The sequence below is a fragment of the Deinococcus humi genome (assembly GCF_014201875.1).
In the GTDB taxonomy this organism is placed as follows: domain Bacteria; phylum Deinococcota; class Deinococci; order Deinococcales; family Deinococcaceae; genus Deinococcus; species Deinococcus humi.
This window is the reverse complement of record NZ_JACHFL010000035.1, coordinates 1-18,023: the sequence shown is the minus strand read 5'-3', so window position 1 is coordinate 18,023 and position 18,023 is coordinate 1. Positions and strand designations below refer to the sequence as shown.

20 protein-coding genes are annotated in these 18,023 nt (G+C 55.8%); 5 read left to right on the top strand and 15 right to left on the bottom strand.

The features are described 5' to 3' along the window. Positions 1–16 precede the first annotated feature (16 nt). Positions 17–877 (bottom strand): DUF2726 domain-containing protein, encoded by an 861-nt coding sequence (locus HNQ08_RS26145; RefSeq protein ID WP_184138245.1) that lies wholly within the window; start codon positions 875–877, stop codon positions 17–19. Between the two features lie 90 nt (positions 878–967). Here HNQ08_RS26145 and HNQ08_RS26140 point away from each other — a divergent pair, with 90 nt between their 5' ends. Beyond that, positions 968–1,627 carry a recombinase family protein gene (locus HNQ08_RS26140; RefSeq protein WP_184138243.1) on the top strand — a complete coding sequence of 220 codons (660 nt, stop codon included), beginning with the start codon at positions 968–970 and terminating at the stop codon, positions 1,625–1,627. A gap of 68 nt (positions 1,628–1,695) precedes the next feature. Continuing rightward, a protein-coding gene (locus HNQ08_RS27225) for an IS630 family transposase (protein ID WP_189366237.1) occupies positions 1,696–2,710 on the top strand; the annotation gives its coding sequence in 2 pieces (ribosomal slippage) (positions 1,696–2,163 and positions 2,165–2,710; 1,014 coding nt in all). On the opposite strand, the gene HNQ08_RS26130 is transcribed toward HNQ08_RS27225, so the two are convergent. The 3 genes from HNQ08_RS26130 to HNQ08_RS26120 form a co-directional block, all read right to left on the bottom strand. Further along, a complete protein-coding gene (locus tag HNQ08_RS26130; protein WP_184138241.1) occupies positions 2,668–3,108 on the bottom strand; it encodes an HIT family protein in 441 nt (146 codons plus the stop codon). The two genes, HNQ08_RS27225 and HNQ08_RS26130, sit on opposite strands and share 43 nt — an antisense overlap. A 260-nt stretch (positions 3,109–3,368) precedes the next feature. Beyond that, a complete protein-coding gene (locus tag HNQ08_RS26125) occupies positions 3,369–4,652 on the bottom strand; it encodes a competence protein CoiA family protein (protein ID WP_184138239.1) in 1,284 nt (427 codons plus the stop codon). Between the two features lie 343 nt (positions 4,653–4,995). Further along, a complete protein-coding gene (locus tag HNQ08_RS26120; protein ID WP_184138237.1) occupies positions 4,996–7,185 on the bottom strand; it encodes an APC family permease in 2,190 nt (729 codons plus the stop codon). Positions 7,186–7,429: 244 nt separating this feature from the next. Between HNQ08_RS26120 and HNQ08_RS26115 the strand changes: the two genes are divergently transcribed. Continuing rightward, the gene (locus tag HNQ08_RS26115; protein ID WP_184138235.1) at positions 7,430–8,008 is read left to right on the top strand and encodes a recombinase family protein; all 579 of its coding nucleotides are present in this window, start codon (positions 7,430–7,432) and stop codon (positions 8,006–8,008) included. A gap of 56 nt (positions 8,009–8,064) precedes the next feature. Here the strand turns inward: HNQ08_RS26115 and HNQ08_RS26110 are convergent, their stop codons facing one another. From HNQ08_RS26110 to HNQ08_RS26100, 3 genes are all read right to left on the bottom strand, one after another. After that, on the bottom strand, positions 8,065–10,836 hold the full coding sequence (locus HNQ08_RS26110) for a TrlF family AAA-like ATPase (protein WP_184138233.1): 2,772 nt from the start codon (positions 10,834–10,836) through the stop codon (positions 8,065–8,067). Between the two features lie 83 nt (positions 10,837–10,919). Continuing rightward, positions 10,920–11,198, bottom strand: a complete 279-nt coding sequence (locus HNQ08_RS26105; protein ID WP_184138231.1) for a hypothetical protein — start codon at positions 11,196–11,198, stop codon at positions 10,920–10,922. A gap of 72 nt (positions 11,199–11,270) precedes the next feature. Next, positions 11,271–11,555 carry a BAR domain-containing protein gene (locus tag HNQ08_RS26100; protein WP_184138229.1) on the bottom strand — a complete coding sequence of 95 codons (285 nt, stop codon included), beginning with the start codon at positions 11,553–11,555 and terminating at the stop codon, positions 11,271–11,273. A gap of 7 nt (positions 11,556–11,562) precedes the next feature. On the opposite strand from HNQ08_RS26100, the gene HNQ08_RS26095 reads away from it, so the two are divergent. After that, positions 11,563–11,937 carry a hypothetical protein gene (locus HNQ08_RS26095; protein WP_184138227.1) on the top strand — a complete coding sequence of 125 codons (375 nt, stop codon included), beginning with the start codon at positions 11,563–11,565 and terminating at the stop codon, positions 11,935–11,937. An 87-nt stretch (positions 11,938–12,024) separates the two neighbouring features. Here HNQ08_RS26095 and HNQ08_RS26090 read toward each other — a convergent pair whose 3' ends face one another. The 3 genes from HNQ08_RS26090 to HNQ08_RS26080 are packed head-to-tail and all read right to left on the bottom strand — an operon-like array spanning position 12,025 to position 13,831. Then, positions 12,025–12,975, bottom strand: coding sequence for a bifunctional DNA primase/polymerase (locus HNQ08_RS26090; protein ID WP_184138225.1), 951 nt, complete (start codon positions 12,973–12,975; stop codon positions 12,025–12,027). A gap of 14 nt (positions 12,976–12,989) precedes the next feature. Further along, positions 12,990–13,244: a ribbon-helix-helix domain-containing protein gene (locus HNQ08_RS26085; RefSeq protein WP_184138223.1), complete on the bottom strand. Its 255-nt coding sequence runs from the start codon at positions 13,242–13,244 to the stop codon at positions 12,990–12,992. Further along, on the bottom strand, positions 13,241–13,831 hold the full coding sequence (locus HNQ08_RS26080) for a ParA family protein (RefSeq protein WP_184138221.1): 591 nt from the start codon (positions 13,829–13,831) through the stop codon (positions 13,241–13,243). Before HNQ08_RS26080 ends, HNQ08_RS26085 begins: the two co-directional genes overlap by 4 nt. A gap of 28 nt (positions 13,832–13,859) precedes the next feature. Between HNQ08_RS26080 and HNQ08_RS26075 the strand changes: the two genes are divergently transcribed. Beyond that, on the top strand, positions 13,860–14,171 hold the full coding sequence (locus HNQ08_RS26075; protein WP_184138219.1) for a hypothetical protein: 312 nt from the start codon (positions 13,860–13,862) through the stop codon (positions 14,169–14,171). 414 nt (positions 14,172–14,585) lie between these two features. On the opposite strand, the gene HNQ08_RS26070 is transcribed toward HNQ08_RS26075, so the two are convergent. The 5 genes from HNQ08_RS26070 to HNQ08_RS26050 all read right to left on the bottom strand — a co-directional run bounded on the left by HNQ08_RS26070 (position 14,586) and on the right by HNQ08_RS26050 (position 17,409). Beyond that, positions 14,586–15,524, bottom strand: coding sequence for a tyrosine-type recombinase/integrase (locus HNQ08_RS26070; protein WP_184138217.1), 939 nt, complete (start codon positions 15,522–15,524; stop codon positions 14,586–14,588). Further along, positions 15,524–15,907 (bottom strand): hypothetical protein, encoded by a 384-nt coding sequence (locus HNQ08_RS26065; RefSeq protein ID WP_184138209.1) that lies wholly within the window; start codon positions 15,905–15,907, stop codon positions 15,524–15,526. The genes HNQ08_RS26070 and HNQ08_RS26065 overlap by 1 nt, the downstream gene beginning before the upstream one ends. Next, a complete protein-coding gene (locus HNQ08_RS26060) occupies positions 15,904–16,371 on the bottom strand; it encodes a hypothetical protein (RefSeq protein ID WP_184138207.1) in 468 nt (155 codons plus the stop codon). Before HNQ08_RS26060 ends, HNQ08_RS26065 begins: the two co-directional genes overlap by 4 nt. After that, a complete protein-coding gene (locus tag HNQ08_RS26055; RefSeq protein ID WP_184138205.1) occupies positions 16,371–16,715 on the bottom strand; it encodes a hypothetical protein in 345 nt (114 codons plus the stop codon). The genes HNQ08_RS26060 and HNQ08_RS26055 overlap by 1 nt, the downstream gene beginning before the upstream one ends. A 211-nt stretch (positions 16,716–16,926) precedes the next feature. Continuing rightward, on the bottom strand, positions 16,927–17,409 hold the full coding sequence (locus tag HNQ08_RS26050) for a helix-turn-helix domain-containing protein (protein WP_184138203.1): 483 nt from the start codon (positions 17,407–17,409) through the stop codon (positions 16,927–16,929). Positions 17,410–18,023 lie beyond the last annotated feature (614 nt).

Below are 18,023 nucleotides of genomic sequence, written 5' to 3'. Positions count from 1 at the left end.
AGGCAGCACGACCATTTTATGACCATATTTCCCCGTTCTTGCGGAACTCAGGCTTATCCTCTATCGCAGACAAACGCGCCCTGGCGTGGCTCATAGGCATCGCTTCAGCACGGCCCTGAAAAATTTCCTTAATATTTTCAGCAATCTGGATGACGGCTAATTCCTCAGCAACCTCACAAGGAGCGATGCCGCGAAACTTAAATTGTTTGACAGATGATTGGCTCATCGCAACAAGATCATCAGTAAGGCGGAAAAAACATTCAGCATATACAACATCGGCAGTTTCATATGTGGTAATCAATGGAGCTGAACTTCTTGTTTTGCTTGCTTTAAAAAGCTCGATTAAATATAGTCGAGACGGCAATGATATGTCATATGGATAGGTTACTGGCTGCCCCGCCTCTTCGCTCATTACACTGAACCATAGAAAAGGTTCGTCAGATGGGATGGCTCCTTGCTCCTGCGCTTGCGAAAAATCCCTTTCAAACAACCATATCTTGCACAGCCAGGCTAGGAGAGACATCTGCCTTACTTCTGTCCTGATAAATTTGGAGTCAATTCTTAAAATTGACAATCCAAATTGCTTGCAAAGCTTGTCCTTCTTTTTATCTCGCTCAATTTGTTCTGAAGATTGGTGAGTGGGTCCATCAAATTCAACGACAAAGAGGGGCATCCAATCTTCGTCCATAACAAGGAAGTCAAAATGTGCCATCAAAGCATATCGAAACTCCTCATCTGAAATTCCAGAATTATCAATTTTAAATACATCTGAGAGTTTGGCCTTAGGCTGAAGGCGTAGGCCAAGTTTTTGTGCTAAGGCATATAGTTCACTGTTGGTCGCCTCTTCGGAGCGATTAAAAAACCGTTTCAGGGTCACGCTCCGAATCTTATAGCTCGTGTCATTGGCGTGGCGGATATGTTGTAGCACTTCAATAACGCCCATTTCTAAACTGCTACACTCTAAGCAATGCCGCCTGCCGTCGCCTACTACCGCGTCTCCACCAAGCAGGGGCAGAGCGGTCTCGGCCTCGAAGCCCAACGCCACGCCGTGACCGTCTTCGCCCGTTCCCGCAATCTCGACGTCATTCAGGAAGTGATCGAGATCGAAACCGAGACTGCAAAGCGAGACCGCCCCCAGCTGAGAGCGGCACTGGAGACAGCACGTCAGGCGGGGGCTACCCTGGTGATCGCCAAGCTGGACCGGCTGGCCCGCAATGTCGCCTTCATCAGCTCCTTGATGGAAGCGCGTACACCCTTCGTGGCATGCGACATGCCGGATGCAACGGAACTGACGGTGCACATCATGGCGGCGCTGGCCGAGCATGAGGCTCGGCTGATCGGCACCCGGACCCGCGACGCTCTAGCCGCAGCTAAGGCACGTGGCGCCAAGTTGGGCAGCCCACTACCCATGTCTGAAACGTGCCGAGAAGCTGGCCGAGCCACCACGGCCCGCAAAGCACGGTTGGCCTACACCTCGCTGAACGGTTACATCCGGTTGATGCGCCAGACTGGCATGTCCCTGCGCGAGATCGCCGCTCAGCTCAATGCCGAGGGTCACCGCTCGCGAAATGGCCAGAGCTGGAACCACGCCCAGGTCGCCCGCGTTCTAAAGTATTTCGCTGCATGAGCAGTCAGGACGCTGCGGCAAGCTGTACTATTGATAGCGGCATAAGTGCAGCCTGATAGGCTGACGGCGTGGCCGAATGGCATCCGTCCAAGTACTCCCGTGCCCAGCTTGAAGAACGCCGGCTGGCCGCAATCTCCTGGATTCAACAAGGAGCCCAGTCACAACAAGAGATCGCCCAGCACTTTGGCGTTTCCGTGCACACTGTCGGCAACTGGAAAAAGCAGCTGAAACGCACCGGCAGTCTTCAGGCGACAGTGACCACTGGACGCCCCTCTCGACTCACCGCCAGCCAGCTCGACCAGGTCCGCACCCTCCTGCGGGAGGGTGCTCTGCAGCACGGCTTTCCCGACGAGACTTGGACCACCCGGCGAGTCACTGACCTGATCGGGCGGAAGTTCGACGTGTGGTACCACCACGACCACGTGCGCAGAATTCTTCGTCAGCTGGGCTTCACGCCTCAGATGCCGGACGGACGCGCGGCTGAGCGGAATGAACTCCGGATCGCATCGTGGAAAGAACAGGTTGCGCCGGAGCTGGGAAAAAAAGGTCGCTCAGGGCGCGACCATCGTGTACTTGGATGAGGTCGGCTTCTCGCTGAAAGGCGTGCGGCGACGCACGTGGTCGACCAGAGGCGTCACGCCCCTGGTCACGCTCCCGGCGAACTGGGAGAAGCTCTCCACAATTGGGGCCATTACGTCGGACGGGCGCTTCTTTCAGCACACAAAGTCCGGCGCCATCCGCAGTGCGGACGTCATCCAGTTCTTGCGGCATCTCCTGCGTCACATTCAGGGGGAGATCGTGGTCGTGCTCGATAACGCGGGCATTCATCGAGCGAAGGCAACCCAGGCGTTCGTGCAGTTGCACGAACGCCTGTCGTTGGTCTTCCTGCCACCGTACGCCCCAGAACTCAATCCCATTGAGCGGGTGTGGGCGTATGTCAAACGGAATGTGCTGGGGAACTTCTGTGCCCGTTCTGTCGCCGTGCTGAAAGCGAAGCTTATGGTTGCCTGGCAGCGCATCCGGTACATCGGGCTTCCTCTTCAGCTGATGGGTGCCTCGGTGCGCGGCGACGAAGCCGTCTGAGCATCCCGCAGCCGTTGTGCCACGTCCGCGAGGTCCAGCTCCGTGAACACCCGATAGCCGATGCTCACCTCGTCGCCTTGAGTGCGGGGAATGACATGGACGTGGTAGTAGAACACCTCTTGCCCCGCCGCGGGGCGGTTGCTCTGAAGGACGGTGATCCCATCGGGCGCGAACGTCAGGTCAAGCAGCTTGGCGACCCGCTGCACCATTCTTGCGACCGCCGCCACCGAATCTGCCTCTGCATCCAGCAGGTCACGGGCGGGTCGTTTGGGAATCACCAGCGTGTGTCCAGGCGCAGCGGGATGGATATCGAGGAAGGCGAACGTCTCGGCGTCTTCTGCGACGACGTGAGCAGGAAGTTCACCACGCAAGATCCGGTCAAAAACGGTTTCAGACATCTGAGACAGGTTATAAGCCGAACCTTCCACTTGGCGTTGCCTGTTGTGAAGGGCGGTCACCCATCCCACCTGGCTGATGGACGGGGATTGCGCAGACCAGGGCCAACTTATGTCGTTATCAATAAGGCTTGCCGCAATCGTGAGACTCAGCGACCACCGCTTCGATATTTTCGGAGAGTGCCTGATTTGGACGGTTGCCGTTACGGTGCAGGTAAGAATGAGGAAATTGTATTGAAGCGCGGCTACGAGCCTCTGCATGCTCAGTCCTCGAACGCTTCACGCCAGCGCAGCAGCTGGTGCGCCCACAGTCTGACGTGCGTGCCCTCGTACTGGCCCAGGAAGCGCTGGCGGGCGCCGCAGTGCAGGCAGACCGAGACCAGCACGCCGTGCGCCCGACCGTCGAGCCGCTGGAGGGCGATCATCGGGAAGTACCCCTGGGCCCGGCCCAGCCGCTGGTTGGTGTCCACACACAGGATCGGCCGGTGGCACGAACCGCAGCGCCGGGCGATCAGCAGCTCCTCGGGGCACGCCTGGAAATGCTCGGCCAGCTGCTCCGGATACGGCACGTACCGCCACGCGAAGCGCATGGTGGACGCGAGGCGCTCAAAGAACACCACTTCATGCTGGTGAAAGGCGGTTTTGAGCCGTGGGCCGAACACTTCACGCTGCCGGGCCAATTCCACCTCAGCGGCGGCGGCCTGCTCGCGCTGGTACTGCTCGTTCCGAAGGGCCTGCTCCCGTGCGCGTCTGGCAAATTCCAGGACCAGCAGGGCGTGGCGCGTCCACGCGGCCTCACACGTCGGGCAGTGCCACGGTTCAAGCCCACTGGCCTGCTCGAGGTGCGAGTGAAACAGCGGCTCGATCAGCTGCATGGGCAGCATGCGGGGGTTACCCGGCTCGATCAGCAGCTCCCCGGCCCTCATGCGGTGGTTGAGTGTGGCGGGCACGTTGACGCGGCTCGCCCGCAGCCTGACGCGCAGGGTGGCGTGGGCTGCCGCGCTCAGCTGCGCCTCCAGCACCGGCTGCAAGACGTAGGGGTCCTCCACGGTGGCCTTGGCCTGCAGTTCGATCCACGGCACCGGCAGCCCCGCTGCCTTGGCCGTACTCACGCGGTGGCTGTGGAAGATCTCGTACCCGGTCACGACGCGCTCGCCCTGCAGCGCAGCGACGTCCAGGCGGTACGGGCCAAGCGGGACCTCGGTGCAGGCCACGTCGTAGGGCTCAGCGTCCCACGGCTGGTCGAGCGTGGCCTCGCACCACAGGCGAGCGCAGTGGCGGCGCAGGACGAACGGCCGCTCGCGGCGGCTGAGCGCGTCGTGCAGCCGCCACTTGGCTGCGAGGTGGGTCACGCTCTCCCCGGCGCAGGCACTCCCAGGACGGTGGGAGAAGTGGGCCTCTACCCCCTTTCCGGCCCGCAGGTGCGCGCGGCGGAACGACACTGGCTCCCCGCACTGTAAGCACACGTAAGGCTGGCCTGCCACGGCGTCCGCGGGCAGGACCAGGCCGCCGTCCGGTGTGGCGGCATAGGGCACGGCACGGGCCATGGCGGCTTAGCGCTGGTCCTTGGACGCGCTCTGAGGTGCTTGTATGAGGCCAGTGTCTTGCCGGAGCATGGCCGACATCCTATGAAGCGTGCTCTGACAGCCGCGCAACGTTGTGGCCGGGTGAAGGCAAGTGTTACGCGTAATATTTTCTGGCACACGTCCGACAGCTGACCGGCACTGAGCAGGGCCTTGCACAGGAAGGCCCTGGGCACCAGCCGCATGGGAGCACAGAGGCCTTTTCGGTAAGGCCGTTTACCAGAAATCAGGCCCCAAAGCTAACTTCGGTTGGCAATGGGGTCGGCCTTTCCGATTCCCCTACTGACCAGAAGCCAGCACCACAACTTTAGCCACCGATGTGAACGATTGGACGGCGATCCCGATCTGGTTCAGCGCGGCGCAGAATCTCATGCGTGACTGGCGGCACGTCCCCACGTCCGCCCACAATAAAGTCCAGCAGCAAATGAACGGGGTCTTCTTCGGTCCAGCGCATGTACACCTGTGGCGGCGCACCCTTGCCGCGCAAATGCAGCATCAAGGCCGCGATGGTGTTGGGTATGCTGGAACCACGAGCTTTTAGGATGCCATACGACCCGATCATGAGGCCGGAGACCTCGACCACATCAGTGAATTCACTGGCATCTTCCACGTCGACCTCCAGGAAAATGAAGGGTTCATCGTCAGGCAAGTGGACCATCTGCCGCACCCGCAGTTCCTGCTTGCGGTATTCGTCCAGGGTCACGCGGCCGGGGTGATGGGACACCAGCCGCAGGGGCCGCAGTGGAAACTGTTTCAACAGTTCCCTGGCTGAATCGTCCAGAATCACGTTGCTGACCCGCAACTCGAACGAACGGGAGATGCGGGAACTGATGCCCGTCACCAGCACCGCTGCGATGAAGACCAGGGCGATGTAGAGCCCTTTGGGGTCACTCAGGATGGTCACTGCGCTGGTGTAAATAAAGATCAGGCTGATCAGACCGAAGGCGATAGCTTCAGTGCGCTGGTGACGCCGAATGGAGATCAGGGTGACGGCCACGGCGGCGCTGGTCATCATGGCCAGAACTCCGGTGGCGTACGCCGCTGCTTGATTGTCCACATTGGCCTTAAACGCCACCGTCACCAGAACGCCGATCACGGTGTACAGCAGCACCAGTGGGCGATGGGCACGGCTCCATTCCGGGGCCATGCCGTACCTGGGCAGGAAACGCGGCACGATATTGAGCAGGCCTGCCATGGCCGAAGCCCCGGCGAACCACAGAATCAGGATGGTCGAGACGTCATAGACCGTGCCAAAGCCTTCCCCCAGCCGCTCGTGGGCCACGTACGCCAGGGCGCGGCCGTTGGCCGCGCCCGAAGGGGTATCCACCTGAACCCGGGTGGTGGGGCCAGTCGGGTTCACCTGCACCGCCAAGTCAATTGGGCCCCCCACCGTGTCAGCCCTGAAGGTATATTGCCCCGTTCGGTCCGGCGGCAGGTGAAAGGCATAGATCTCCCGCGGGTTCGTCTGGGAGTCCAGAGGCACATTCACGACGGCCACACCGCGTTGAAGATCAGCGGACCCGATCTCACTCGTGATGGTGGTCTCCGCCCAGAACTCGTGTCGGGGAATCAGCAGGGTGGTCACCAGGGAGGAACCCACCAGCATCACGCTCATGATCAGCGCGGCCGTGGTCAGCAGTTTCTTCCCATTGCGAATCCGTCCCATGGGGGCTTCCTCGGTATCTGTGGCGTCCCCTTTCACCAGCGGCATCACCAGCACGCCAGTCTCGAAGCCAGAGAGACCCAATGCCAGCTTCGGGAAGACGAGCAGCGCCGCACCGATCAGGGCCAGTGGGGAATGAAAGCCGGCGCTTAGGGCCGTCTGCCAGTTGGTGAGCAGTTCCGGTTGGGCAGCGATGAGCCCAAAGCCCTTGACCAACACGGCCAAGCTGAGGGCCAGGTACACACCGACCAGGATCACGGCGATGCCGATGGCTTCCTTGAACCCTTTCAGGAAGACGGCGCCAAGGAGCAGCAGCAAGATCAGCGTTATGCCCACTTGTTTGCCGCTCAAAGTGGCATTCAGCAAGGGGTTTTCGACCAGGTGGGCCGAGGCATCCGCCGCCGAAAGAGTGATGGTGATGATGAAACCGGTGGCGACAAAGCCGATCAGGATCAAGACCAGCAGTTTGCTGGGCCAGTACGACAACAACCGTTCCAACATGCTGATCGAGCCGTCGCCATGCGGACTTTCTGCCGCCACGCGGCGGTACATCGGCAGCGCCCCGAACAGCGTGACGATCACCAGCACCAGCGTGGCGATTGGGGCGACGCTCCCGGCAGCCAGCGCCGCGATCCCCGGTTGATACCCCAGGGTGGAGAAGTAGTCGACACCGGTCAAGCACATCACTTTCCACCAGGATTCCTTGTGCTGGTGCGTGCTGGCTTCCTTGTTCTCTTCGTAGAAGCCTTCTGGTTGGTGTGGGGTTTCCTCGTGTAGCAGCCACTGGGAGAGCCGGGCCTGGAGGGGATGCAATGGTCTCTTAGGCTGCGGCATGACGCACGGAAGTATTCGCCCATTCAGGCTGGAATGGAAGTGGTCTCTGCAGACCACCGGCACCTGAAGACTAAAGGGCGGAAATAACTCTGAGAACTTTGACAGCTCTTATCGATTGTCAGATTGGGGTATACCCCAACCTGACGTCAGGGAAAGGCCTGATAATGCGTCAGAATAGGGCTGATTTTGGGATTTCCTGACAGTATCCTGCCGGGGTCTAGACCCTAACCTGACAGGAGAACCCATGAATAACCCTAAGAGAGGCCATCGTCTCGGGTACACCCGCGTCAGCTCTGAAGATCAGAAGACTGTTCGACAGCTCGAAGGCCTGACATTCGACAAAGTGTTTACCGACAAGGTCAGCGGCGGCAACGCCAACCGTCCTCAATTGACTGCTCTGCTCGGTCATGCTCGTGAGGGAGACACCGTAGTGATCCACAGCATGGATCGCCTGGCCCGCAACCTCGATGATCTCCGCGCCCTGGTCAATAGGCTGACGGAGAAAGGTGTCCGCGTCGAGTTCATCAAGGAAGGTCTGACCTTCACTGGAGAAGACTCGGCCATGTCCAAGCTGCTGTTGAGCGTGATGGGAGCCTTCGCCGAGTTTGAGCGTGCATTGATCCGCGAGCGCCAGCGTGAAGGCATCACGGCAGCGAAGAAGGCGGGAATGTACAAGGGACGTAAGAAGACGCTCACCGCCGTCCAGGTCAATGATCTGCGGCAGCGCGCTGAGAATGGCGAGCCGAAGACCAGCATTGCTATGGACTTTGGGATTAGCAGAGAGACGGTCTATCAATATCTCAGAATTACATCTGATAAATAAATTAGGTGCTGGGTATATTATCCATACCCAAGCATTTTATACTTAATGTTTAGATATTATTTCGCACTATATCTAACTTCCCTCTTATTGAAAGCTTCTTCACCTCCCTCCAGTATAAGAGCGATCTCTTTGCGAATAATTGAATCTTCAATCGTACCGGACTGATAGAATATTTCATTATTCTTGAAATCAGCAATAACAATTTGTTCTGCGTCTGTATTTATAACGAGATTAGCGTTATGAGTAGCAATAATTATTTGACGATTCAATTTTGCCCTTTTGATGGCCTCTACTAGAACATTGTAGATGTACTTGTTATCTAAATTCTCTTCAGGCTGATCAATTACTAAGGTATTATCTCCATCAGCTAGATATATACTTAAAAGAACTGTACCGCGCTGACCCATGGAGAGGCTGTCCATATCTATCCCAGAATATGAAATACCTGTGCTAATTCCAATAGGAAGCTCGTATAATTTGGCTTCTATATCTTGGATCGATCTACCTTTCTTAAGCGATTTTGCATTATCTATGATATTTTGATAAATATTTTGTATATTTACAACAGAGGGATTAATGTATTCTGCTTTCATTAATTCCAAATTGCTTTGTATATTTTCCAGAGTTACACCCTTTCTCGAATCAAATAATCCATCAATATCCTCAGCCCATTTATCAAACTCGATTTGAACCTCTGCCGAAAACTCTATATTTCTTAAAATTTCGGGGAGATTCTCAGCATAAGCAGATATGATTCTTGAGTAACAATCTCTTAGATTCTGCTGAAGATTAAGCAAACGAGCAATATTTTCATATTGATAGATCCTCTTTTCGTCCGTGGATTCTATATTGGCGATGTAACTTTCTCTCTGTACTTTCAAATCTTGAAGAGAAATCAACTCTATTCCCTTCCGCTGCTGTAGACTCTCGATTTTATCTTTATCTACTGACATTGCCTCTACTTCTTGCTGAACTGATCTCAAGTCCTCTTCATTTCTATGAATTAACTCCATAATATAAACATCAATATCTATGATGTTTTTATTTACTTCATCAATATTCAAAATAGCTATACCAGATCCAATACCCAGCTCAGACAAATTATTATTTAAACTTTCAGTATCTCTAACTATACCTATTGAACTTTGCAGTTTCTTTTTAAGTGAATTTAAATTAGAGCGAATAGAACGATATTTTTGTATAAGATTACTAAAAACGTTTTGTCTTTTAAGGATTTCATCGTAAATACCTTTAGATTCTTCTGTCCTCTGCAATAGATCTTGTATTTCCAATTCAATAGATCGTATAGAAGCAGCTTTATCGATCATGCTATTATCTATAAATTTCAAATCAGATTGTGCTAGTTCAAAATAAATACTTTTTAAATCAGCAAAAGTATCATTTATAGTTTTAACTGTGCTATTAATCTCGCTCTGGATAGATTCGTATTCATCAGTCAAATCTCTATTCGTATATCTAATTTTATCGAAGATAATACGTCGAATCTGAATTTGCAACTTATTTGAATCATTTGAAAACTCATCAATTTTTCCCTGAGAGAGATAAGTTATGCTAGCTCTGTGAGTATTATTATCCCTCATGTTCTTAGAGAATTTAGACTGATCTGCAAACTCTATTGCAGTTGTTAGATCAGGAATAGATTTTCCTTTAGTATTACGAGCAACAAAAGATGACAGTCGTTCGCCTTCAGGTAATTCAGAGGCGAGTCTACTATTGAAAGAGTGAGCGAGGAGATCTAAAAGCGCTGTTTTTCCGGTACCCTTACCACCAATAACTGCCACTAGGCCACGACTGAGATCAAGGTCAGTCTTTTTAATAGATATGTTTTCACCTAAATTGGATTGACTAATAGAAAATTTGTCAATAGCAAAACTATATTGAGCGAATCTAGGCTGTTCTTCACTAATACATACACGATCTTCAGGCTCGTAAATAATTTGTTTAAGGCCCTCAAAGGTCGGTTGAGCTTTGATCCAACAGTAGCGATTCAAATCCGGATTGAACAAGCTTACGAAATCATGAGCGTCCGAACCATGAAGTACAGGCCAGATTTTACCAAATTCAGTTTGAAAATTCTCGCCTTTTTTCCCAAGTAGAAAGTCGCGATCGCTAGAACTACCCGTAAAAATAGCGTCAGCATGTGACATAAGTTGGCGCCGGGTAACATCACCTTGAGAACCCCAAGTGATCTTAGAAACGTTTTCAGCAGCCAGCACAAGAAGATATCGTCCTTGAAATATACTATCTTTTTCACGAAGTAAGGTAACAATATCATTTAGGTCAATAGAGGCACAAATACATCCAGCTGCATAGGGGGTTTTCTGTTTAAACTCCTTTTGTATACCCTGCATTTTAAGACCAAACTTAGTAAGATTATCCCGTCTTAAAGAATGTTTTGAATTACGATCATCTAAAAAATTAAGAGAGGATAAGAACTCATTTTCAATAGTGTCAGGGTCAATTTCATCACTAAAAATAACATGGAAGTTGATCTTTTTCGGTTTACGATCTGGTCCAATTTCTAGAATATTGGTCAAACGAAATTCAATATTAGGAAGAACTAGTTTAAAATTTTGGAGACGGCCGGCCTTCCGGGCTTCATAAACTTTACGATAACCATCTATAGAAAAGTAATCGGTAATACCAACACATTCGACTTCTATTCTTTCCTCTAAGACATCAAGATATTTAGCAAAAATATCATTGCCGTAAGATTCCGCCTCTTGTGGGTCATTAAAGGAAAATTGGTGTTCAAAAGATTCAGGACTATGAACATGTAGATCCCACCTGAGCCACTCTGACTTCATTCGTGGATTTTATCTGCTGCGCACGGTACGCGGGGCAGATAAGCGAAGCAATGAAGCATTCGAGTTGCCTTATGTGTCCGAGGTCACGCCGCCCGAAGCCGAGCCGCGAGTAACGCGGCTCGGCTTCTGAGGTCCTTCCACTCGCGTCTATCTACCTCCAGGCACTGCAATTGGGCCGCCAGCGCCTGCAAACCACTTCGTCCCTCGATCTCCGCTTGCCACGCCTGCCGGATCACTTTGCAGTAGTACAGCCGGCTGTGGGTGTCCTTCAGATCCCGTGCTAAGGCCGTACCCATGATGCCCACCAGCGCCGCCCGCCTAGACTTGCGCGCTTCGAGCAGAGTGGGCAATAAGAAAACCACGTCCTGTACGCCATTCAGGAGACATTCGGCCTCATCTGCGCCAATTAGTGCTGGGTCAGCTTTTAACGGGTTTTAGGTGGTGACGTTGCCGGGAATAACGACCCAGCGACGGAGCTGTTCGAGCAGTTCCGCCTGCATCTGCCCTCTGGGATCCGATGATCCCTCAATAAAATTTTCATCGTTCATAACGCACTCTGCAATTCTGGCTTCCTCGAAGCGCTGTTCGGCATTCCTGATCGCGTTGTGGGCCGTGCGAACTGCCGCCCGGTCCGTGTCCAGGTCCCGGTACTGGCGTTTGTAGTCGCGGTATCTCAGGCGGGCAGTGTGGTCTGGGGCCAGGCGCACGGCGTACAGCATCCCATCTATGGCCGTGACCCGCTCGCCATCCAGAGTGGCGGTGGTTGAAGTGCACGCGGGCGTAGAGGTAGCCGGCGGCTTGGAGCTGGGCGGTCCACTCGCGCAGGGTGTTATCACAGATGCCCAGGGACCGGGCCAACAGCTCGGCGCACAGGTGCATCACGACTTGCTTGGGAGGCTGACCGTCCTTGCCGTACAGGTACAACCGGGCGGCCAGGAAGATCCGGCTCAGCTCGTGCAGCCTCACGGCCAGCGCCCCGGCTCCTGCCGTCCCAGCACCCCGGCCCCGTTTCGGGCGAAAGGCTTCGAGTTCCAACAGCTCCTCCAGGCGCGGCAACGGCTGGCTCTGCACCCGTTGAGTCGTTCTCAACTTCACATTTGATATCGATTCCCAGAACGTCTTTCCCAGCCTGCAAGCCTTCTATGGTGTCTCTCAACACGGCGCAATACTGCAGACTCTCAAGAGTCGTCATAGGAACAGTTCCTCCCGCTTCTGCCATCGGTCTTTTTTAGGATAGGTGTAGGCGCTGGCAACGGCTTTCCGGGCCTCGTCCAAAGTGAAGGGAGTGCGCTTGACGCCCTGCACGATGTCGGTGTACTCCCCGGCGGCATGGATGGCTTCATCGCGGCTGTAGTCGTTGGCATGGGCCCACAGCCCCAGCATGAAGGCGCCTTTGTTGCGGCTCTCCAGTGCATAATCGGCGGCTCGGTCCAGCAGCAGGGCCATGGGGCAGCGTTCGTCGTCCGCGTCAAAGGGCTGGACGTCAGGACGTTCGGCGGGTCTGGAGTCCTGCGGCGCGGGTGGGGTCAGTCCCAGCGCCTCGCGGAGGTGGTAGGTCTCCCCTGCCACGCTGATCGCCTCAGGAATGTCCCAGACGCTAAGTCTGCGGCGTTCATCGGTGCGGCGGTAGAAGCCCTCGCGGTTGCGGCTGGGCGGGAACATAATGTAGCCGCCGTCGCCACGCACATCAAAGCCGGGAGGCAGGGTTCTCTTGCTTTTGCTCGCGTTGGACGGCACGAACCAACCAGGGTGATGCAGATACAGGTGCGCGCCGCCGCTCGGTGAGACAACATGCGGCTTCCAGCCCAGTTTGTGCAGGAGAGGCAAGCCCATCAGGTCCACATCAATGACCACGTAACCGCTCAACTCACCCGTGACCACTGCCAGGCCGCGTGCGCGGCTGTGCAGGTACCAGGTCTGGAGATCCTGCGCGGTGGGGAGCTGGGTCTGCAGCGGTTTCCAACTGGCCCGCAGCTCGCCATCATCGTTGGTGAAGGTGTGACCGGAGGCGATCAGGGCCTGCGTGTGGGGTTCCTTGGCCCGCACGCTGACGCCGCCGCCAGTGGGAATGACGCTGATCCCCTGACGCACCAGTCGGCACGCGGCCTCATAGATCCGTTCGGGTTCATTGTCATCCATCACCTCTGGCCCCTTCAGCGGTCCTGGATAGCGTTCAGATAACGGCCCACAACCTCATCGGTCAGCTCGGACACCTTGATGCCCCGACTGGAGGCCAGCGTCTTGAGCCTGCGGTGCAGCTCGGCATTCAGGGTCAGCGTGACGCGCTTCTCAGGGACTTTGTGCTCCACCTCTGGCTTGACGTCTACCTGTGGCCGCGGAACATCACTGGCCCGTTTGGCCGTTCCCAACATGGAACTCAAGTCGGTGGTCTTTTTCTTCGTTGTCATAGAATTTCCAGCTCCTCCAGAATCTGGGCAAAAGGCGTGGTCAGGTGTTGAGGGATGACGCCCCCAAAAGCACGCTGATAGTCCACGCTTCTGGCAAGCTGCGCGATCACGGGGTAATTGAGATTTTCCATCACCTCGGGCATGGCAGCGGCCAGATTGTTGTGTTCCATACGGTTTAGGACAAAACCGATGTGGACCCCCGCTTTGAGTTTCTCCTGCACGGCGGCGATGGCCCGGACGGTCTCTTGCAAGCGGTCCACTTCGCCGCTCCCTGGCAGGACCGGAATGACGATGTAATCTGCGCGGGTGGCCACCTGTTGCAACGTCCCCACGTCGTTGGGCGGGGTATCCACCACCACATATTCTGCTGCCGCCGCCGCCACCACATCGACAGGCGCAAGCACCTGGTAGGGCAAGTCACGCCCATTTTCCTCGGCATTGAAACGCCAGCCAATCGCACTCCCTTCCGGGTCGTGGTCGATGACCACCGTATGCTTCCCATGTACAGCAAGCGTCTGAGCCAGCCCCATGCTTAGCAGCGTCTTCCCCACGCCGCCCTTCTTCGACAGCACCGCGATCATTTTCATAAGAATATATTATTGTGTTAGTACGTAAATGTACAACTATTTTTATATAGAGAGATATTCGCACAATAGTGTATTTATATACGAATATATTTTTACAGACCATCTACTGTTCCGCTTCCCTCTTTACCGCTATGCTGGCCGTCACGAAACCGCACCTTGTCACCCCATCGCGGCCCTTTCGCTTGGTGCCTCGGCCGCAGCCCAGGACCAGCAGACGGTGACCGCGACAGACCACACCTTCCTGGACCGAAAGGTGGCGCAATTCACCAAGGCTTTCTGCTTCATAAACCATGAGCAGGCGGGATTCACGCAACCGGGGATCTCTGGGAAAGAGCTTTGAATATTCTCTAGATCCAGGCAGTGAACCAGCATTGAACGCTCAAAGTTGTCCGGGCAGAGGTATGAGGCAGGCAAAAGCGACACGTCGTTCTGGTTGATTGCCAGCAGCAAACGGTCAGGCGAAGCGTTCTTGTACGCCGCCTGCGATAGCACAAGCACATCGCTTTACACCTGTAAGGCCTGGCTCTAAGTCATCCTACCCATACAGGAATATATTTTAATGCGAATATTTTTCTGTACTAAGATATTTATACAAGAATATATTTCAGTGTGGATATATTCTTGTATTATGATACTTATACAGAAATATATTTCAGTGCAGGTATATTGCTGTACTATGATATTTATACAGGAATATATTGTCGCAATCGACGACTGAATCTTCATCGGTTCTGCGACACCAGGCTGCACACACTCAAAGAATGTCCGGCAAGCTGGCCGCCGCCGCCGCCAGGCGTTCCGGCTCCAGGTGGGCATAGATCCGGGTGGTGGCAATGCTCTCATGCCCTAAAATCTCCTGCACTTCCTCCAATCGGCGCCCCGCCTTCACCAGTGCCGTGGCATGCGAGTGCCGGAGCTTGTGCGGCGTGCATTTTTCGGGAGCCAAACCTGCCCGCACGCCTGCGGTCTGGACCACGCGCTCAATGCTGCGCGCCGTGATCGCCTGTCCCTGCTTCTGGCCCCGCAGATGACAGAACACGGTGAGGCCCTCGGCGATGTAGAGCTGACGGTAGGCCAGCCACTCTTTCAAGACCCGCTGGGCAGTAGGGGAGAGGTAGATCGTGCGCTCCTTGTTCCCCTTGCCGATCACCCGTATTTTGTGAGGCGTTCCGTCAAAGTTGTCCTCTACCTTGTCCACGGTCAGGCTCAGGGCTTCGGCAATCCGGCAACCCGTCCCGTAGAGGAAAGCAACAACGGCCTTGTTCCGCTTCGTCTGCTCCGGGCTTGCACCGTCCACCGCACCCAGCAGGCGGGAGACCTCGCCGGGAGTCAGGTACTGGGGCTGGCGGCTGGGCAACTTGACCCGCTTGATCTCGGTGGGACCGGGGTGCATGGTCAGGCCCTCCACGTCGCTGAGATAGGTCCACAACTTGCGCCAACTGGCAAGCAAACGGCGGTTGCGCGCTGGCTCCGGCTCCTGCTGATCGACATAAGCCCGCAGGTCACGCGCCCTCACGTCGCTCCAACTCGTGATCTGTAGACGGTGTTCGGCCAGCCAGTTCGCCAGCCGTGAGCAATCGGCTCCGTACTGCCGGATGGTCCCTGGACTCAAGCCCTCTTCCCGCTTGAGGTAGCCCGCGAAACCTTTCAGCACATCGGTCAGCACCGAGGGGGTGTGCGTGGTGGCCGTCATCAGTGAAGCTCCCCTAATGCTGATTTCCCCTCTGGCTCCCCGTACTGCGGTCCCTCGCGGCGCAGCTCCTCGACGGTGGCCGTCCACGAATCCGGCACCGTCAAGGGCGGGGTGTGCTTTAGTCCCTGCCACTGCAAGACGGCTTCCCGGCTGCCGTAGCACGTCAGCGGGAAATCCTGAGCCACCATTGCCAGCAGCGCCCCCAGCCTGGCACGATTCTCGGCGTCGGCGCTGCACACAGCCCTGAATGCCTCACCACTCAGCAGGTCCAGGGAAAAGCCGGAGAGGACCCCTGAGCCGTGGTTGACGTGCAGCTCCAGCAGGTGCGCAGTGGTGGTCGGGATCTGGTCTTTCCAGCGGGCGGCAATCGCACAGGGTTTCATCGCTGCTCTAACTCCAGCAGCTTGCGGAGATGTTCGGCGGTCAGTTCCAGCTCGCTTGCCAGTGAGCACAGGCGTTCGGCCTTCACCTGTTCGTCCACATCTTTGGTCAGGAAGAGGAAGTCGTGCAAAGCACTGGCCGACCTGAACGCCCGCATCTCCTGGAAGGACTGTGAGACCTCATCCGACTCTGCGGCGGGTGAGGTGTAGACGCTGGACTTGGTTTCCAGGGGATAGATGATCTTGCCCTGGCCGTCTGTAATCCACCACTGCTTGAAGCCGTCGTCTAGGGCGCTTTGCTTGTTGTACAGATCGCATTGGCCCTTCAAGCTTTCCAAATCCTGGCTTCTGCCGTACAGAGAACCATTTGGCCACTCTGGCTTGGGGTTGTACCGTCTCAGCGCGTACATCTTGGATTGTCCGGGGCCGGTGGGCGCACCCTGGTCCTGGCCGATCACACCCTGCATCAGTTCACTTCCTTGTCGCAGGCGTCCTGCTGCTCTTGCTTGTAATCGCCCCAGGTCTGCGCGCCTTTGACGGTGACCTGGATCTGCCCCCCGATCCACTCTTCGTAAGTTGGCGCGTCGGCAGTGATCTCCAGCACCAGTTTCCTCTTGCCGTGCTTGGCGGCCTGGTTCCACAGGCCCGCGATTTGTTCGGGGTGAATGTGGCCCCAGGTGCAACCGGGATCGACGGCGCGTTGCCGCTGCACCATTTCGGCGGCCAGGGCTTCAGCTTCTGAGCGGGTCTTGCCGCACCGCTCCAGAAGATCGGCGAGGGCTGTGGATGGAGTGTCGGGCAAGTCGGTCACGGATCAATTCTCCTTGTTTCGCTGCAACCAGAATATCATGTCTTGATTTCAAGTGTCGTAAAATAAAGATTTTACGACATCTCAAAAGTCAAGATAATTTACAGCCATTGGCGTGCCCGTCGGCAAAAAAAGGCCGAGCGTCTCAGTCGCCCGGATAGGTCTCGTAAAGTGTTGTCGTAAAACCCTCCTAAATGTCGTAAAACACACGGCGTCATGAGACGGCTTTGGCGGCCTCGGCTTTGGGCGTTCGGGGCTTGGACCCGGCAGCTTTGGGGGTTGGCCCCCTGTCGGCCTTCTGAGGAGCGTCCTCTTCTGCAAACCGGCGGAGCGCCTTGTAATAGGTCTCGCGGCTCACGCCCATGGCGTCGGCAGCTTCAGAGTGGCTATGGCCCGCCTCTACCCACACCTTTGCCATCTCGTATTGTTCACGGGTGACCGAGCTGCGGTTGCCCTTGACCTCCGCTCGCGGCGGCATCGCGGGGACGGGCTGGGGCTCTTCTTTCTCGCCCCAACGGATCTGGGTCACTTCGACACCCAACGCCCCAGCCAGCGCCAGGCTCGCCTTCAGCTTGGGGACCTTGCCGCCGTAGAGCCAACTGCCAATGCTGCGTCCCACTCCGGCACGTTCCGCCAGCTCGTCCACCCCCAGGCCGCGTTCTTTGCGCCACTGGTTGAGGGTCTTCTCTTCTTTCATATATACTCGCCGCGCTCCTTTACCTCTGTCTGAGGGGAGTGGGCCTGTCCGCCGTGGACAGGCCCTTTTCATTGTGCCATGCGTTTTGCTGTTCGTCAGAGTTGTGTTCATGCGCTGACCTCCTGGGTATGCTGAACGGGGGAACCGTTTCGTGATGGGAGAAGGTTTCATGGGCTTGCTGGGGCGTGAGCCTGCCTCCCCAGACTTTGAGGCTGGAGGAAACGGTGGCCCGGTACTGGAAACTGCGTGAGTTGCGCTTGCCTACTGAAACGAGAGCAAACCGCGCGCCATCATTGGGCCGGTACAGGAGTCCAATCTTGACCACCTTTTCGTGACCCACTGCTGACTCCTTTCCTCGTCTGCTGGAGCTCTGCCTGTCACATCCGAATGTGAAGCGTCAGCACGTTGCCCAGCGATTTCCGGGCCGTGATGCGGCCGTAGACCGGGCTGGGCCCTCACCGTTCAGCATTGAAGAATTCGCGGGTGTCATTGTGAATTGACTGCGCGACCCAGGGCGGGTGAATGCTGTCGTCGTCGGTTGGGGTGGCCTGCACCAGTCGGTCAATGCTGAGGAGCAGAGCCTGCTTGTATTCGTCGCGGCTGTTGTGAACGGC

Bases quoted from the DNA above. Each gene is read 5' to 3' on its own strand.
- HNQ08_RS26140 (WP_184138243.1), top strand. From the start codon at position 968: ATGCCGCCTGCCGTCGCCTACTACCGCGTCTCCACCAAGCAGGGGCAG.
- HNQ08_RS26130 (WP_184138241.1), bottom strand. From the start codon at position 3,108: ATGTCTGAAACCGTTTTTGACCGGATCTTGCGTGGTGAACTTCCTGCT.
- HNQ08_RS26125 (WP_184138239.1), bottom strand. From the start codon at position 4,652: ATGGCCCGTGCCGTGCCCTATGCCGCCACACCGGACGGCGGCCTGGTC.
- HNQ08_RS26120 (WP_184138237.1), bottom strand. From the start codon at position 7,185: ATGCCGCAGCCTAAGAGACCATTGCATCCCCTCCAGGCCCGGCTCTCC.
- HNQ08_RS26115 (WP_184138235.1), top strand. From the start codon at position 7,430: ATGAATAACCCTAAGAGAGGCCATCGTCTCGGGTACACCCGCGTCAGC.
- HNQ08_RS26110 (WP_184138233.1), bottom strand. From the start codon at position 10,836: ATGAAGTCAGAGTGGCTCAGGTGGGATCTACATGTTCATAGTCCTGAA.
- HNQ08_RS26100 (WP_184138229.1), bottom strand. From the start codon at position 11,555: ATGCTGTACGCCGTGCGCCTGGCCCCAGACCACACTGCCCGCCTGAGA.
- HNQ08_RS26095 (WP_184138227.1), top strand. From the start codon at position 11,563: ATGGCCGTGACCCGCTCGCCATCCAGAGTGGCGGTGGTTGAAGTGCAC.
- HNQ08_RS26090 (WP_184138225.1), bottom strand. From the start codon at position 12,975: ATGGATGACAATGAACCCGAACGGATCTATGAGGCCGCGTGCCGACTG.
- HNQ08_RS26085 (WP_184138223.1), bottom strand. From the start codon at position 13,244: ATGACAACGAAGAAAAAGACCACCGACTTGAGTTCCATGTTGGGAACG.
- HNQ08_RS26080 (WP_184138221.1), bottom strand. From the start codon at position 13,831: ATGAAAATGATCGCGGTGCTGTCGAAGAAGGGCGGCGTGGGGAAGACG.
- HNQ08_RS26075 (WP_184138219.1), top strand. From the start codon at position 13,860: ATGTACAACTATTTTTATATAGAGAGATATTCGCACAATAGTGTATTT.
- HNQ08_RS26070 (WP_184138217.1), bottom strand. From the start codon at position 15,524: ATGACGGCCACCACGCACACCCCCTCGGTGCTGACCGATGTGCTGAAA.
- HNQ08_RS26065 (WP_184138209.1), bottom strand. From the start codon at position 15,907: ATGAAACCCTGTGCGATTGCCGCCCGCTGGAAAGACCAGATCCCGACC.
- HNQ08_RS26060 (WP_184138207.1), bottom strand. From the start codon at position 16,371: ATGCAGGGTGTGATCGGCCAGGACCAGGGTGCGCCCACCGGCCCCGGA.
- HNQ08_RS26050 (WP_184138203.1), bottom strand. From the start codon at position 17,409: ATGAAAGAAGAGAAGACCCTCAACCAGTGGCGCAAAGAACGCGGCCTG.